The following is a 15,328-nucleotide window of genomic DNA, read 5'->3' as shown; positions in this document are numbered from 1 at the left end:
GTTTAGGGTATCGCTTGCCCGTGTGCGCTCGTCGCCCGGCCAGAATTCTGACAACGCCAGTGAGTCCTCAGTGCGGCGTTGCACCTAAACAAGAGGAGGAGTTTCGTATGACCACCCTGACCCGTGCGGACTGGGAACAACGTGCCCAGCAACTGAAGATCGAAGGCCGCGCCTTCATCAACGGCGAATACACCGACGCCGCATCCGGTGAAACATTCGACTGCCTGAGCCCGGTCGACGGACGCTTCCTGGCCAAGGTCGCCAGCTGCGACCTGGCCGACGCCAACCGCGCCGTGGAAAACGCCCGCGCTACTTTCAACTCCGGCGTCTGGTCGCAGCTGGCCCCGGCCAAGCGCAAGGCCAAGCTGATCCGCTTCGCCGAGCTGCTGCGCAAGAACGTCGAAGAGCTGGCGCTGCTTGAAACCCTGGACATGGGCAAGCCGATCGGCGACTCCTCCACCATCGATATCCCAGGCGCGGCGCAAGCCCTGCACTGGAATGCCGAAGCCATCGACAAAGTCTACGACGAAGTCGCGCCAACCCCGCATGACCAACTTGGCCTGGTTACCCGCGAGCCAGTGGGTGTGGTCGGTGCCATCGTACCGTGGAACTTCCCGCTGCTGATGGCCTGCTGGAAACTCGGCCCGGCCCTGGCCACCGGTAACTCGGTAGTCCTCAAGCCGTCCGAAAAATCGCCGCTGACTGCCATCCGCATCGCCCAGCTGGCCATTGAAGCCGGCATCCCGGCCGGTGTGCTGAACGTGTTGCCAGGCTACGGCCACACCGTGGGCAAGGCCCTGGCCCTGCACATGGACGTCGACACCCTGGTGTTCACCGGTTCGACCAAGATCGCCAAGCAGCTGATGATCTACGCGGGCGAGTCGAACATGAAGCGCATCTGGCTGGAAGCCGGTGGCAAGAGCCCGAACATCGTCTTCGCCGACGCTCCGGACCTGCAAGCCGCCGCCGAATCTGCCGCCAGCGCCATCGCCTTCAACCAGGGCGAAGTCTGCACTGCCGGTTCGCGCCTGCTGGTCGAGCGCTCGATCAAGGACAAGTTCCTGCCCATGGTGGTCGAGGCCCTCAAGGGCTGGAAGCCAGGTAACCCATTGGACCCGCAGACCACCGTCGGTGCGCTGGTCGACACCCAGCAGATGAACACCGTGCTGTCGTACATCGACGCCGGCCACAAGGACGGCGCCAAACTGCTGGCCGGTGGCAAGCGCACCCTCGAAGAGACCGGTGGCACCTACGTCGAGCCGACCATCTTCGACGGCGTGACCAACGCCATGAAGATCGCCCAGGAAGAAATCTTTGGCCCAGTGCTGTCGGTGATCGCCTTCGACACCGCCGAAGAAGCCATCGCCATCGCCAACGACACCCCGTATGGCCTGGCCGCTGGTATCTGGACCTCGGACATCTCCAAGGCGCACAAAACTGCCCGTGCCGTACGCGCTGGCAGCGTCTGGGTCAACCAGTACGACGGCGGCGACATGACCGCGCCGTTCGGTGGCTTCAAGCAGTCGGGCAACGGCCGTGACAAGTCGCTGCATGCGCTGGAGAAGTACACTGAGCTGAAAGCGACCTGGATCAAACTGTAATCCAGTAGGCCGCTTCGCGGGACAAGCCCGCTCCCACAGGTCCTCCACCGCTGTCGATGGCAGCGGAGATCCTGTGGGAGCGGGCTTGTCCCGCGAATGGGCCTAAGAAAATCAAACAGGGAGGTCAAATGCGCTGGGGCACCTACTTCGCCGTGCTGGCATCGGTACTGAGCGTCGGGCTCGCGCTCGGAGTGAGCATGCCGCTGGTATCCCTGCGCCTGGAGGCCTGGGGCTACGGCAGCTTCGCCATCGGCGTGATGGCGGCGATGCCGGCGCTGGGCGTGCTGCTCGGCGCCAGCCTGGCCAGCCGCCTGGCCGGTTGGGTCGGCGTGCCTGCGGCCATGCGCCTGTGCCTGTGGGGCGGGGCATTGTCGATCGGCTTGCTGGCGCTGCTGCCCAGCTACCCGTTGTGGCTGGCGCTGCGCTTGCTGATCGGCATGTCGCTGACCGTGGTGTTCATCCTCGGCGAAAGCTGGATCAACCAGTTGGTGGTCGAGCAGTGGCGCGGCCGCCTGGTGGCGCTGTATGGCAGCAGCTACGCCTTGAGCCAGCTGGCCGGGCCGCTGGTGTTGGGCTTTCTCGGCTCTGACGATGACTTCGGCTTCTGGTCCGCGACCGGCCTGCTGCTGCTGGCCCCCTTGCTCCTGTTAGGGCGTGGCGGGGCGCCGAGCACCGAGGCGTGCAGCGTCACCTTCGGCGACCTGTTCGCCTTTTGCCGCCGGCTGCCGGTGATCGCCTGGGCCATCGCGTTGTTCGCCGCTTTCGAGGCGATGATTCTTACTCTGTTGCCGGTGTATTGCCTGCAGCAGGGCTTCAGCACCGAAATCGCCCTGTTCATGGTCAGCACCGTGGTGGTGGGTGATGCGGTGCTGCAATTGCCAATCGGTGCCTTGGCCGACCGCATGTCACGGCAAAAACTGTTCACCGGTTGTGCAGTGACCTTGATGGTGTCCAGCCTGGCGATTCCGCTGCTGCTGGAGACGCCGGTGATCTGGCCGCTGTGGGTGTTGTTCGGTGCCAGCGCCGGTGGCTTGTTCACGCTGTCGTTGATACTGATCGGCGAGCGCTATCGTGATGATGCGCTGGTACGCGCCAATGCCCATGTGGCGCAGCTGTGGGGCATCGGTTGCCTGCTTGGGCCGTTGCTGGCCGGGGCTGGCAGCCAGTGGGTCAGCGGCCATGCGTTGCTGTGGCTGATGGCGGCCGGGGCGGCGGGGCTGGTGGTGCTGACCCGGCGGCGCGGGGCGTTCGAGGCGGCGCCTGCGTGACCCTCAGAGCATTTTCTCCAGGCCAACGGCCTTGCTGATCCAGGCATTGAACCGCCGCCAGAGCCCACCGGGCTCTGCGGTCAGCGTGTGCAACTGGCCGTTGTCCTCGGTCACCCAGACCAGCTTGTCGTTGGCCAGCTTCACCTGGTAGCTGAGCGCAGGCGCCATACCCTGCAGCGCCAGCTCGCGGGTGTATTCGGCCAGTTCCGGGCTATCCACCAGGACGCCCACCTCGGTATTCCACAGCACCGAGCGCGGGTCGAAGTTGAACGAGCCGATGAAGGTCTTGCGCCGGTCGAAGACGATCGCCTTGCTGTGCAGGCTCGAATCCGAGCTGCCGTGGAAGCTCAGGCGCCCGGCGCTGGGGTCGCCCGGCTGGCGGCGCAGCTCGAACAGCTGCACGCCGTGTTCGAGCAGCGCGCGGCGGTAGGGTGCATAGCCGCCATGCACCGCTGGCACATCGGTGGCTTCCAGTGCATTGGTCAGCAGCTTGACCGAGGTCCCGGCATCGGCACGGCCAGTCAGGTACAACAGCCCCGGCTCGCCCGGCACGAAGTAGGCCGACACCAGGATCAGCTCCTTGTGCACGCTGGCCAGGTCCGGTGCCAGCTGCTGGCTCATCAACAGGTGCGGATCTGGCTCGTCATCGGCCAGCACCTTGCTCGGCGCATCCCAGAGTGCCGAGCTGTGCGCCCAGATCAGCTCATTGCGCCAGACGTCCAGGCGCGGCTGGGATTGATAGGCCATCAAACGGTCATACAACGCCTTGCGCTTGACCCGCGCCTCGGCCAGCGACACTTCCAGGCGATGGCGGCTGGCACGCAGGTCGTCGGCATCGGGCTGTTGCCAGAGGAAGTCGCCGATCGGCCGGCTCAGCGCACTGTTCCAGTACTGGTCGAAACCGTGCCCAAGCTGCTCGGCCACCGGGCCGACGCCGAGCAGGTCGATGTCGGTGAAGTTGAGGTTGGGCTCGGCATCGAAATACTCGTCGCCCAGGTTGCGCCCGCCGACGATGGCCATGCTGTTGTCCACCAGAAACAGCTTGTTGTGCATGCGCCGGTGCTGGCGCGAGAGGTTGAACAGGCGGCCCACGGCGCGGGTGACGCCGGTGCTGCGGCCCAGGTGCAGCGGGTTGAACACGCGAATCTGGATATTCGGGTGGGCGTCGAGGGTGCCCATGATGGTGTCCAGGCCATCGCTGGTGGTGTCGTCGAGCAGGATGCGCACGCGCACGCCACGGTCGGCGGCGCGCAGCAGTTCGTGCACCAGTGCACGGGTGCTCAGGCCGTCATGGACGATGTAGTACTGCAGGTCGATGCTCGCCTGGGCGTTGCGGATCAGCTCGGCGCGGGCACGGAACGCCTCGTTGCTGTTGGGCAGCAGGCGAAAGCCCGAGCGCCCTTCATAGGGTGCGGCCTGACGCATGACCGAGCGGCCGAAGGCAGAATCCTTGGCCGGCAACGCCTGGCTGGTTTCGCGGGGTGCACCAACGCTGGCACAGCCTGTGAGGCCGAGCAGCGCCAGCAGCAGAGGCAGAATGCGCTGGAATCTCAAATGTGGATCGTCCTGTGCAGCAAGGGCCTGGGGATTTGGACCACAGAGGGCGGCGCAAAGTTACCCTTCGCCGTTGTCCTCAGCCAGTAGACGAAGGGCGGTTTCACCGACCTTGCGTACTGCGTCCTCGATCTGAGGCGTTGGCCGCGCGGCAAAGTTCATGCGTAGGCAGTGGCGGAATTTGCCCGAGGCCGAGAATATGCTGCCCACCGCTACTTGCACGCCCTGTTCCAGTAAAGCGCGATTCAGCCGCAGCGTGTCGAAATGTTCCGGCAACTCCACCCACAGCATGAAGCCGCCCTGGGGCCGGCTGACACGGGTGCCGGCCGGGAAGTAGCGGCTCACCCAATCGCTCATCAGGTCGCGACCCCGCTGGTACTGGCTGCGCATGCGCCGCACGTGCGGCTGGTAATGCCCGGCCGCGATGAAGTCGGCAATGGCCAGTTGCGGCTGGGTAGCGGTGCTGCCGGTGCTGATGTACTTCATGTGCAGCACGCGCTCCAGGTAACGCCCCGGCGCCACCCAGCCGATGCGCAGGCCGGGGGCGAGGGTCTTGGAGAACGAACTGCACAACAGCACGCGGCCGTCGTCGTCGAACGACTTGAGGGTGCGCGGGCGCGGGTAGGTGTAGGCCAGGTCGCCATACACATCATCTTCGAGGATCGCCACGTCGTAGCGCTGGGCCAGGCTCAGCAGCGCTTTCTTGCGCGCCTCGGGCATGATGTAGCCGAGCGGGTTGTTGCAGCTTGGGGTGATCTGGATGAGCTTGATCGGCCATTGCTCCAGCGCCAGTTCCAGGGCTTCGAGGCTGATGCCGGTGGTCGGGTCGGTGGGGATTTCCAGCGCCTTCATGCCCAGGCCCTTGAGGGTCTGCATGGCGCCGTGGAAGCTCGGCGAGTCGACCGCGACGATGTCGCCGGGCTCGCACACCGCGCGGATGCTGCACGACAGCGCTTCGTGGCAACCGGTGGTCACCACCAGGTCGGCGGGGGCCAGGCGACAGCCGGAGTCGAGCATCAGCCGGGCGATCTGTTCGCGCAGGGCGAGGTTGCCGTGGATGTTGTCGTAATACAGCCCTGGCATGTCCTGCCGCCGGCTCAGCTGGGCGAGGCTGCGCAGCAAGGGCTTGAGGCTGGGGCTGTCGATGTCGGGCATGCCGCGGCCCAGCTGAATCACATCCTTGCGCGGGGTGCTGCGCACCAGTTCCAGCACTTGCTCCCATTGCGAGATGTCCACCGGGCGCTGCGCTGGACGGCTGACGGCGGGCAGGGCGGCGAGGTGGCGGTGATCGCTGACGAAATAGCCGGACTTGGGCCGTGGCGAGACCATGCCGCTGTCTTCCAGCATGCGGTAGGCCTGCTGCACGGTGCTCAGGCTGACGCCGTGTTCCATGCTCAGGGCGCGCACCGACGGCAGGCGTTGGCCGGGGCGGTACAGGCCTTGCTCGATACGGGCGCCGAGCAGCTCGGCGAGGTTCAGATAGAGCGTCACGGCATACTCCTGCGCGGTATTGCGGCAGCGACCAGTACAGTTGCGCTGAAAATACAGCATTCAGCCCGTCGGCCGCCAATTCTGTATGGGAATAATAACCCTGTAGTGGCTCTGTATTGTAGGCGCTGCCCGCGCGCATGCTTTCTCCACGGTAACCACTGAATGGGAGAACGCAGCGATGGGTGGCATGAGCGATGTGCGCTTGCAACTGATGGCCAAGGAACTGGAAGCGGGGCAGCAGGCCCAGGTTTTCAATGCGCCGGCAGGCCTTGGCCGTTGGGGCTTGATGCTGCACCGCTGGCACACCCGCAGGGCGCTGCTGCAGCTGGATGACAACCAGCTGCGGGATATCGGGTTGAGCTGGGAGCAGGCTCGGCAGGAAGGCTCCAAGCCCTTTTGGCGGGATTGATTCGGTCAATGTGGGAGCGGGCTTGCCCCGCGAACACCGGCAAAGCCGGTGCCAGCCACCGCGTCGCTTGCTTCGCGGGGCAAGCCCGCTCCCACAGGTATTGAGGTGAACTAGACCAGTTCTTTCAGCCGATGCCAGAGCATCCCCAACGCCAGCAGCGGCGAGCGCAGGTGCTTGCCGCCGGGGAAGGTAATGTGCGGCACCTTGGCGAACAGGTCGAAGCGCCCGCTCTGCTGGCCGCTGATCGCCTCGCCAAGCAGGCGTGCGGCCAGGTGCGTGGCGTTCAACCCGTGACCGGAGTAGGCCTGGGCGTAATAGACGTTCGGCTGGCTGGCCAGGCGGCCGATCTGCGGCAGGCGGTTGGCGCCGATGCCGATCATGCCGCCCCACTGAAAGTCGATGCGCACGTCGGCCAACTGCGGGAATACCTTGTGCATCTTCGGCCGCATGTACGCGGCAATGTCCTGCGGATCGCGGCCGGAGTAATGGCAGGCACCGCCGAACAGCAGGCGGTGGTCGGCGGACAGGCGATAGTAGTCCAGTGCCACACGCTGGTCGCACACCGCCATGTTCTGCGGCAGCAACTGGCGTGCGCGTTCCTCACCGAGCGGCTCGGTGGCGATGATGTAGCTGCCGGCGGGCAGCACTTTGCCGCCCAGCTCGCGGTTGAGGCCGTTGTGATAGGCGTTGCAGCACAGCACCAAGGTCTTGGCGCGCACGCGGCCCTGGGCGGTGTGCACCTTCACTTCGGGGCCGTACTCGATGCGGCTGACTTCCGATTGCTCGTAAAGCTGTACACCGAGGCGGCTGGCCACGGCCGCTTCGCCGAGTGCCAGGTTGAGCGGATGCAGGTGCCCCGAGCCCATGTCGATCAGGCCGCCGACGTAGCGGTCGGAGCCGACCACGCTGTGGATCTCGTCTTTTTGCACCAGGCGCAGTTCGTGGCGGTAGCCCAGGCTGCGCAGTTCCTCGGCATCCTCGGCAAAGCCTTGCAGCTCGCCGGGCTTGTTGGCCAGGTCGCAGTAGCCCCAGGTCAGGTCGCAGGCGATGGCGTGGCGTTCGACCCGCTCACGGACGATCTCCACGGCTTCCAGGCCCATCAGCTTCATGCTGCGCACGCCTTCTTCGCCGATCACCGGGAGGAACTGCTCCAGGCCATGGCCGACGCCCCGGATCAGCTGGCCGCCATTGCGCCCGCTGGCGCCCCAGCCCAGCTTGCGCGCCTCCAGCAGGATCACCGAAAGGCCGCGTTCGGCCAGCTCGATGGCGGTGTTCAGGCCCGAGTAGCCGCCGCCGACGATGCACACGTCGGCGCTGTGCTCGCCTTGCAGAAACGGGTAGTCGGCGTGTGGCGCGCTGCTGGCGGCGTAGTAGGAGGCGGCGTGCTGCGCGCTGTGGATCATTGGGCAGGTCCTGGGCGAATGGGCCTATAATCTTGCCTGAATTCCTGCTTCGTACCCAGTCATGTCCTGCAACCGCCACAAGATCCAGTTCCTGCGCGAACTCATTCCTACTTTCGAGTGCGAACCGGGCTGCCACGATTGTTGCGGCCCGGTCACCACGTCCGCCGAAGAGATGGCGCGCCTGCCGCGCAAGTCGCAGGGCGAGCAGGACGCCGCGCTGGAACGCCTGGACTGCGTACACCTGGGCCCCGACGGCTGCACCGTGTACGAAGAGCGGCCGATGATCTGCCGTCTGTTCGGTACCACGCCGCGCATGGCCTGCCCGCGCGGGCGCGGCCCGCAACCGATGATCGAACCCGAAGCCGAGCAGCTGGTGCACCGGTTCATCGCCACCACCCGCCAGGTGCTGGTCTAGCCTCAGTCCGGAATCGGCAGGCAGAGGCTTTCCTTCACTTCTTCCATCACGATATAGCTCTTCGATTCGCGCACGTGCGGCAGCTTGAGCAGGATGTCGCCCAGCAGCTTGCGGTACGACGCCATCTCGGAAATGCGCGCTTTCACCAGGTAGTCGAAATCGCCCGAGACCAGGTGGCATTCCAGTACGTGCGGCAGTTTGAGCACCGCGCGGCGGAACTCCTCGAAGGTGTCGCCCGACTTGTAGTCCAGGCTGATTTCGACGAACACCAGCAGGCTGCCCTTGAGGTGCTGCGGATTGAGCCGGGCGTTGTAGCCCATGATGATGCCCTCGCGTTCCAGGCGACGAACGCGCTCGGTGCAAGGGGTGGTGGAAAGCCCAACTTTCTCGCCCAGTTCGGTGAAGGAAATACGCCCGTCATTCTGCAGGATCCGCAGGATGTTGCGGTCGATCTTGTCCAGTTCACGCTTGCTCTGGTGCTGGGTTCTCATAGGGGATGCCCCTCCGTGAAAGGCGATTTTGCCGAGAATTCTCGCCAAATATAGGCTTTTATATAGTGAATTGCACTGGGCTGTAATTTTTATACTGCGCGCATCCATGCTATTTCAACAAAAATGCGGTGCGCCGCGTGCGAGGGATCAACGATGCGAGTTCTGGTACTTGGTAGCGGTGTCATCGGAACCGCCAGTGCCTATTATCTGGCCCGGCAAGGTTACGAGGTCACGGTGGTCGATCGCCAACCGGCGGTGGCCATGGAAACCAGCTTTGCCAACGCCGGCCAGATCTCGCCCGGTTATGCCTCGCCCTGGGCTGCCCCAGGCGTGCCGCTCAAAGCCATCAAATGGCTGCTGGAGCGTCACGCGCCGCTCGCCATCAAGCTGACCGGCGACGTCGACCAGTACCTGTGGATGGCGCAGATGCTGCGCAACTGCACCGCCAGCCGTTACGCGGTAAACAAGGAGCGCATGGTGCGCCTGTCCGAGTACAGCCGCGACTGCCTCGACGAACTGCGCGCCGAAACCGGTATCGCCTACGAAAGCCGCACCCTCGGCACTACCCAGCTGTTCCGCACCCAGGCCCAGGTGGACGCCGCCGCCAAGGACATCGCCGTGCTCGAGCAGTCCGGTGTGCCTTATGAACTGCTCGACCGCGATGGCATCGCCCGCGTCGAACCCGCCCTGGCCGGGGTCAAGAACATCCTCGCCGGTGCCTTGCGCCTACCCAACGATCAGACCGGCGACTGCCAGCTGTTCACCACCAAGCTGGCCGACATGGCGCTCAAGCTGGGTGTCGAATTCCGCTTCGGCCAGGACATTCAGCGCCTGGACTTCGCCGGCGACCGCATCAACGGTGTGTGGATCGACGGCAAGCTGGAAACCGCCGACCGCTACGTGCTGGCGCTGGGCAGCTACTCGCCGCAGATGCTCAAGCCGCTGGGCATCAAGGCGCCAGTGTACCCGCTCAAGGGCTACTCGCTGACCGTGCCGATCACCAACCCCGACATGGCGCCGACCTCGACCATTCTCGACGAGACCTACAAGGTTGCCATCACCCGTTTCGACAACCGCATTCGCGTGGGCGGCATGGCGGAGATTGCCGGTTTTGACCTGTCGCTGAACCCGCGTCGGCGCGAAACGCTGGAGATGATCGTCAACGACCTTTATCCTCGCGGCGGTGACCTGAGCGAAGCCAGCTTCTGGACCGGCCTGCGCCCGGCGACTCCGGACGGCACACCGATCGTGGGCGCCACCCCGTTCCGCAACCTGTTCCTCAACACCGGGCACGGTACCCTGGGTTGGACCATGGCTTGTGGTTCCGGTCGCCTGCTGGCCGACCTGATTGCGCGCAAGAAGCCGCAGATCAGTGCTGAAGGCCTGGATATTTCCCGGTATGGCAATACCCGGGAAGTGGCCAAGCACGGGCAGACAGCGCCGGCTCACCAGCAATAAGTTTGTCTGTACCGGCCTCTTCGCGGGCAAGCCCGCTCCCACAGATTCAGTGCAACCTGTGGAACTGCACAGATCCTGTGGGAGCGGGCTTGCCCGCGAAGAAGGCAACACTTATTTCAACCGGAACCACCATAAGGCAGCCGCCATGCGTCCCGCCCGCGCCCTGATCGACCTCCAGGCCCTGCGCCACAACTACCGCCTCGCCCGTGAACTGACCGGCGCCAAAGCTCTCGCCGTGATCAAGGCCGACGCCTACGGCCACGGCGCCGTGCGCTGCGCCCTGGCCCTTGAGCCCGAAGCCGATGGCTTCGCCGTGGCCTGCATCGAAGAGGCGCTGGAACTGCGTGCGGCCGGTATCAAAGCCCCGGTGTTGCTGCTCGAAGGCTTCTTCGAAGCCAGCGAACTGGCGCTGATCGCCGAGCACGACCTGTGGTGCGTGGTGCATTCGCTGTGGCAATTGGAAGCCATCGAACAAACCTCGGTACACAAGCCGCTGACCCTCTGGCTCAAGCTCGATACCGGCATGCACCGTGCCGGCCTGCACCCCAAGGACTACCACGCGGCCTACCAGCGCTTGCTGGCCACCGGCAAGGTTTCGCGCATCGTGCTGATGAGCCACTTCGCCCGCGCCGACGAGCTGGATGCCGACGCCACCGCCCAACAGATTGCCGTGTTCGACGCCGCCCGCCAGGGGCTGGCCGCCGAATGCAGCCTGCGCAACTCGCCCGGCGTGCTGGCCTGGCCGCAGGCCCCGAGCGATTGGGTACGCCCAGGCATCATGTTGTACGGCGCCACGCCGTTCGAAGTGCCGCAGGCCCAGGCCGAGCGCCTGCAGCCGGTCATGACCCTGCAATCGCGGGTCATCAGCGTACGTGAACTGCCCGCTGGCGAGCCGGTGGGCTACGGCGCCAAGTTCATCAGCCCGCGCCCGACTCGCGTGGGCGTGGTCGCCATGGGCTACGCCGACGGCTACCCGCGCCAGGCCCCTACCGGTACCCCGGTGATGGTCGCCGGCAAGCGCAGTCAGCTGATCGGCCGTGTATCCATGGACATGCTGTGCATCGACCTGACCGACGTGCCCGAGGCCACCATCGGCAGCCCGGTCGAGTTGTGGGGCAAGCAGGTGCTGGCCAGCGAAGTGGCCATGCACGCCGGGACCATTCCCTATCAGATCTTCTGCAACCTGAAGCGCGTGCCGCTGGACTATTTCGGCGAATGACACGCTGAAGCGGACAGCCTGAGGGCGGTGTGTTGTAAATACTGAACGGCATTGCCATGATATCGTTCACATTCACCCCGCCATCACACCGTTTCAGGAGGCTCCAGCTTTGGACGTCGGCGAACGACTGCAAGCCATCCGCAAGCTCAAGGGCCTGTCCCAGCGTGAACTCGCCAAGCGCGCGGGGGTGACCAACAGCACCATCTCGATGATCGAGAAAAACAGCGTGAGCCCTTCGATCAGCTCGCTACGCAAAGTGCTGAGCGGGATTCCCATGTCCATGGTCGAGTTCTTTTCGGTCGAGCTGGAGGCCGAAAGCCCCGCGCAGATCGTCTACAAGGCCCACGAGCTGATCGACATTTCCGACGGCGCGGTGACCATGAAGCTGGTCGGCAAGTCGCACCCCAACCGGGCCATCGCCTTTCTCACCGAGGTCTATCCACCGGGTGCCGACACCGGCGCCGAAATGCTCACCCACGACGGCGAAGAAACCGGCATTCTTCTCGAAGGCCGCCTGGAGTTGGTGGTGGGCACCGAGATCTTCATCCTCGAAGAAGGCGACAGTTACTACTTCGAAAGCACCCGCCCGCACCGTTTTCGCAACCCGTTCGATGAGCCGGCCCGGCTGATCAGCGCCGCCACGCCGTCGAATTTTTGATCCAGCGCAGTGCATTGATTCGGCAATACCCCTTTCCCGAGTAGGGTCGTTTCACGGCTTCTGGGTTCCCGCTATACTTTTCAACGCTCGCATTACCGTGGCCGCGGGCGTGATTAGCCACCATGAGGGTGTACGCGTGAACCAAATCAAGAAGATGCTGGCCGTACCAGCAGCCGTATTCGCCCTTTGGGCAATCAGTGCAACAGCTGCGACCAATGACGACCTCGCCAAACGGCTGGAGCCGGTTGGTCAGGTGTGCGTCCAGGGCCAGGAATGCAAAGGCATGGAAGTGGCTGCCACGGCGGGTGGTGGCGCTGCCAAGACGCCAGATGACATCATCGCCAAGCACTGCAATGCGTGCCACGGCACCGGTTTGCTGGGGGCGCCGAAAATTGGGGATACCGCCGCGTGGAAAGAGCGTGCCGATCATCAGGGCGGGCTCGACGGGATCCTGGCCAAGGCCATTACCGGCATTAACGCCATGCCACCGAAGGGCACCTGCGCCGATTGCTCGGATGATGACCTGAAGGGTGCGATCAAGAAGATGTCTGGGCTGTGAGCCACGGCTGAACTTCATAAAGCCCGCCATTTCTGGCGGGCTTTATTTTTGGGTCGCCAGTGCCGGCCCTTTCGCGGGGCAAGCCCGCTCCCACAGAGTCCGCAGCGCAGCAGAACCTGTGGGAGCGGGCTTGCCCCGCGAAGAGGCCCGCACTGGCAACGAATCAGCCCAAGCTCCTGTCCAACCCCTGAACCCCTAGAAGACTCAGGAGGCCCAGATGCACCTCTGCTCCATCGACCAAGCCGTAGAGCAGGTTCTATCTCGGCTACCGGCCCATATCCACATGGGCCTGCCACTGGGCCTTGGCAAACCCAACGCCTTCGTCAATGCGCTATATGCCAAGGTTCGCGATCTGCCCGAGCGCCGCCTGACCATCTACACAGCCTTGTCCCTGGGCCGCCCACCCTTGGGCGATGGCCTGCAGCGACGCTTCCTCGAACCCTTCATCGAACGCGTCTTCGCCGACTACGAAGAACTCACCTATCTCGCCGACCTGCGCAACGACACGCTGCCGCCGAACATCCGCGTCGAGCAGTTCTTCATGCAGCCCGGCAGCCTGCTGCACAGTGATGCCGCGCAGCAGGACTACGTCAGCAGCAACTACAGCCACGCCGCCCGCGACATCAACGCCAAGGGCCTGAACCTGATCGCCCAGCTGGTGGCTGCCACACCTGAAAAGCCGGTACACCTGAGCCTTTCCTGCAACCCCGACATCACCCTCGACCTGCTGCCGATGATCGCCAAGCGCCGCGAAGCCGGCGAAACCATCCTCATGCTTGGCCAGGTGCACGCCGAGCTGCCCTACATGCCCGGCGACGCGGAGCTGGGCATGGAAGCATTCGACCTGCTGATCGATCAGGCCGAGCAACGCCGGTTGTTCTCCACGCCAAACATGCCGGTCACCACCCAGGACCACTGTATCGGCCTGCACGCCAGCACCCTGGTGCGCGACGGCGGCACGTTGCAGATCGGCATCGGCGCCATGGGCGATGCCGTGGCCGCCGCATTGCTGGCGCGCCAGGGCGACAATGCGGGCTACCGAGCGCTGATGGATGAGCTGGATGTAAGCTCATGGCAAGCGTTGATCGAGCGGGAAGGGGGGCTGGACGCCTTCGCTCAAGGTCTGTACGGATGCAGCGAGATGTTCGTCAACGGCCTGCTGGCGCTGGCTGAAGCAGGCGTGGTGCGGCGCCCGGCAGACGAGCAGGGCGTGCTGGTGCATGGCGGATTCTTCCTTGGCCCGCGGGCGTTCTACCAGCGCTTGCGCGAGATGCCGCTGGAGCAGCGCGCGCAGTTTGCGATGACCCGCATCAGCTACATCAACGAGCTGTATGGTCAGGAAGAACTCAAACGCCGCCAGCGGCGGGATGCCCGCTTCATCAACACGGTGTTCAGCATGACCCTGCTCGGCGCCGGGGTGGCGGACCAGCTCGAAGACGGCCGCGTGCTCAGCGGTGTCGGCGGGCAGTACAACTTCGTCGCCCAGGGCCATGCACTGGAGGGCGGGCGGTCGATTCTGCTGCTGCGCAGCTGGCGTGAGGCGGGGGGCGAGGTCAGTTCAAACCTGTTGTGGGCCTACGGCCACTGCACCATTCCTCGGCACCTGCGCGATATCGTCGTGACCGAGTACGGTATCGCCGACTTGCGCGGGCAGACCGACAGTGAAGTGATTGCGCGGTTGCTGGCGATCAGTGATTCGCGGTCCCAGGGCGAGCTGATGGAGCAGGCTAAAAAGGCCGGCAAGCTGGCCAGGGACTTTGAACTGGATGCGCGGTTTACCGACAACACGCCTGAGCGGCTGGAAGCGATCAGGGCACGGCATCAGCGGCTGTTTCCCGAGTATCCGTTGGGGACTGATTTCACGGCCGAAGAGCGGGACTTGCTACGGGCGTTGAACTGGCTGAAGAGCAAGTTTCGTTTGAGCGAGGTGTTGGAGCTAGGTAAGGCTGCGCTGGATGCGCCTGGGCCGGAGGGGTATGAAGCGCATTTGGCGAGGATGCAGCTGGATAAGCCGCATGGGCTGAAGGATGAGCTTTATCAGCGGTTGCTGCTCGCGGGGTTGGCAGCAGCCAGATAGGGCAGTGTGAAGCCATTCGCGGGACAAGTCGGATCGCCGCACCGCCGCTCCCACAGGTTATCCACCAGCCTTAAGGGCGGCGGAGTCTCTGTGGGAGCGGGCTTGCCCCGCGAAACAGGCGCCGCGATCAATCGATGAACGAAACGACACCACCTTCCAGCGACTTCACCCGAGCCAGCGATTCAACGCGGTAACCCTGGCTGTCCAGCTCGGCACGGCCGCCCTGGAACGACTTCTCGATGACGATGCCCAGTCCGGCAACAGTGGCGCCAGCCTGCTTGATGATCGAGATCAGCGCCTGCGACGCCTTGCCGTTGGCCAGGAAGTCGTCGATCACCAGCACGCGGTCGCTGCTGTTGAGGTGGCGTGGCGAGATGGCCACGGTGTTCTCGGTCTGCTTGGTGAAGGAATACACCGAGGCGGTCAGCAGGTTCTCGGTCAGGGTCAGCGACTGGTGCTTGCGCGCGAAGATCACCGGCACGCCCAGCTTCAGGCCGGTCATCACCGCCGGGGCAATGCCCGAGGCTTCGATGGTGACGATCTTGGTCACGCCGGCATCGGCGAACAGGTGGGCGAACTCGTCACCGATCAGCTGCATCAGCGCAGGGTCGATCTGGTGGTTGAGAAACGCGTCGACTTTGAGAACTTGATCGGAAAGCACGATGCCTTCTTCGCGAATCTTCTGCTGCAGTGCTTCCACTGTGGTTTCCTCGATGTAGCAAAGG

General features: G+C 64.4%; 14 protein-coding genes. 9 read left to right on the top strand and 5 right to left on the bottom strand.

Annotation, left to right across the window (positions count from 1 at the left end; all coding sequences use genetic code 11):
• Window positions 1-107 precede the first annotated feature (107 nt).
• Complete coding sequence (locus ACIPZF_RS17240; RefSeq protein ID WP_400801504.1) at window positions 108-1,601, top strand: aldehyde dehydrogenase; 1,494 nt, start codon at window positions 108-110, stop codon at window positions 1,599-1,601.
• A 128-nt stretch (window positions 1,602-1,729) separates the two neighbouring features.
• Window positions 1,730-2,869, top strand: coding sequence for an MFS transporter (locus ACIPZF_RS17235; protein WP_400801502.1), 1,140 nt, complete (start codon window positions 1,730-1,732; stop codon window positions 2,867-2,869).
• Between the two features lie 3 nt (window positions 2,870-2,872).
• Here ACIPZF_RS17235 and ACIPZF_RS17230 read toward each other — a convergent pair whose 3' ends face one another.
• Together ACIPZF_RS17230 and ACIPZF_RS17225 are read right to left on the bottom strand one after the other, a co-directional pair.
• Window positions 2,873-4,423, bottom strand: a complete 1,551-nt coding sequence (locus tag ACIPZF_RS17230) for a phospholipase D family protein (protein ID WP_400801500.1) — start codon at window positions 4,421-4,423, stop codon at window positions 2,873-2,875.
• A gap of 60 nt (window positions 4,424-4,483) precedes the next feature.
• Window positions 4,484-5,914, bottom strand: a complete 1,431-nt coding sequence (locus ACIPZF_RS17225) for a PLP-dependent aminotransferase family protein (protein ID WP_400801499.1) — start codon at window positions 5,912-5,914, stop codon at window positions 4,484-4,486.
• Between the two features lie 178 nt (window positions 5,915-6,092).
• On the opposite strand from ACIPZF_RS17225, the gene ACIPZF_RS17220 reads away from it, so the two are divergent.
• Entirely contained in the window at window positions 6,093-6,323 is a 231-nt protein-coding gene (locus ACIPZF_RS17220) for a DUF1127 domain-containing protein (RefSeq protein WP_400801497.1), read from the top strand.
• Window positions 6,324-6,433: 110 nt separating this feature from the next.
• On the opposite strand, the gene ACIPZF_RS17215 is transcribed toward ACIPZF_RS17220, so the two are convergent.
• Window positions 6,434-7,726, bottom strand: a complete 1,293-nt coding sequence (locus ACIPZF_RS17215; protein ID WP_400801496.1) for an NAD(P)/FAD-dependent oxidoreductase — start codon at window positions 7,724-7,726, stop codon at window positions 6,434-6,436.
• Between the two features lie 61 nt (window positions 7,727-7,787).
• Between ACIPZF_RS17215 and ACIPZF_RS17210 the strand changes: the two genes are divergently transcribed.
• Entirely contained in the window at window positions 7,788-8,141 is a 354-nt protein-coding gene (locus ACIPZF_RS17210) for a YkgJ family cysteine cluster protein (RefSeq protein ID WP_400801495.1), read from the top strand.
• Window positions 8,142-8,143: 2 nt separating this feature from the next.
• Here ACIPZF_RS17210 and dadR read toward each other — a convergent pair whose 3' ends face one another.
• Window positions 8,144-8,632 carry a transcriptional regulator DadR gene (gene dadR / locus ACIPZF_RS17205; protein WP_003258963.1) on the bottom strand — a complete coding sequence of 163 codons (489 nt, stop codon included), beginning with the start codon at window positions 8,630-8,632 and terminating at the stop codon, window positions 8,144-8,146.
• A gap of 153 nt (window positions 8,633-8,785) precedes the next feature.
• Here dadR and dadA point away from each other — a divergent pair, with 153 nt between their 5' ends.
• The 5 genes from dadA to ACIPZF_RS17180 all read left to right on the top strand — a co-directional run bounded on the left by dadA (window position 8,786) and on the right by ACIPZF_RS17180 (window position 14,603).
• Entirely contained in the window at window positions 8,786-10,090 is a 1,305-nt protein-coding gene (dadA, locus tag ACIPZF_RS17200) for a D-amino acid dehydrogenase (protein WP_400801493.1), read from the top strand.
• A gap of 145 nt (window positions 10,091-10,235) precedes the next feature.
• Entirely contained in the window at window positions 10,236-11,309 is a 1,074-nt protein-coding gene (alr, locus tag ACIPZF_RS17195) for an alanine racemase (RefSeq protein WP_400801491.1), read from the top strand.
• A gap of 109 nt (window positions 11,310-11,418) precedes the next feature.
• A complete protein-coding gene (locus ACIPZF_RS17190) occupies window positions 11,419-11,967 on the top strand; it encodes a cupin domain-containing protein (RefSeq protein ID WP_400801490.1) in 549 nt (182 codons plus the stop codon).
• Window positions 11,968-12,121: 154 nt separating this feature from the next.
• Complete coding sequence (locus ACIPZF_RS17185; protein ID WP_400801610.1) at window positions 12,122-12,526, top strand: c-type cytochrome; 405 nt, start codon at window positions 12,122-12,124, stop codon at window positions 12,524-12,526.
• Window positions 12,527-12,743: 217 nt separating this feature from the next.
• Window positions 12,744-14,603 carry an acetyl-CoA hydrolase/transferase C-terminal domain-containing protein gene (locus tag ACIPZF_RS17180; protein WP_400801488.1) on the top strand — a complete coding sequence of 620 codons (1,860 nt, stop codon included), beginning with the start codon at window positions 12,744-12,746 and terminating at the stop codon, window positions 14,601-14,603.
• A gap of 127 nt (window positions 14,604-14,730) precedes the next feature.
• Here ACIPZF_RS17180 and ACIPZF_RS17175 read toward each other — a convergent pair whose 3' ends face one another.
• Window positions 14,731-15,303 carry a xanthine phosphoribosyltransferase gene (locus ACIPZF_RS17175; protein ID WP_400801486.1) on the bottom strand — a complete coding sequence of 191 codons (573 nt, stop codon included), beginning with the start codon at window positions 15,301-15,303 and terminating at the stop codon, window positions 14,731-14,733.
• Window positions 15,304-15,328 lie beyond the last annotated feature (25 nt).

The organism is Pseudomonas sp. NPDC089752, assembly GCF_044748725.1.
Lineage (GTDB): Bacteria > Pseudomonadota > Gammaproteobacteria > Pseudomonadales > Pseudomonadaceae > Aquipseudomonas.
Note: the sequence above shows the minus strand (reverse complement) of the source record. Positions and strands in the feature narration are given on the sequence as shown.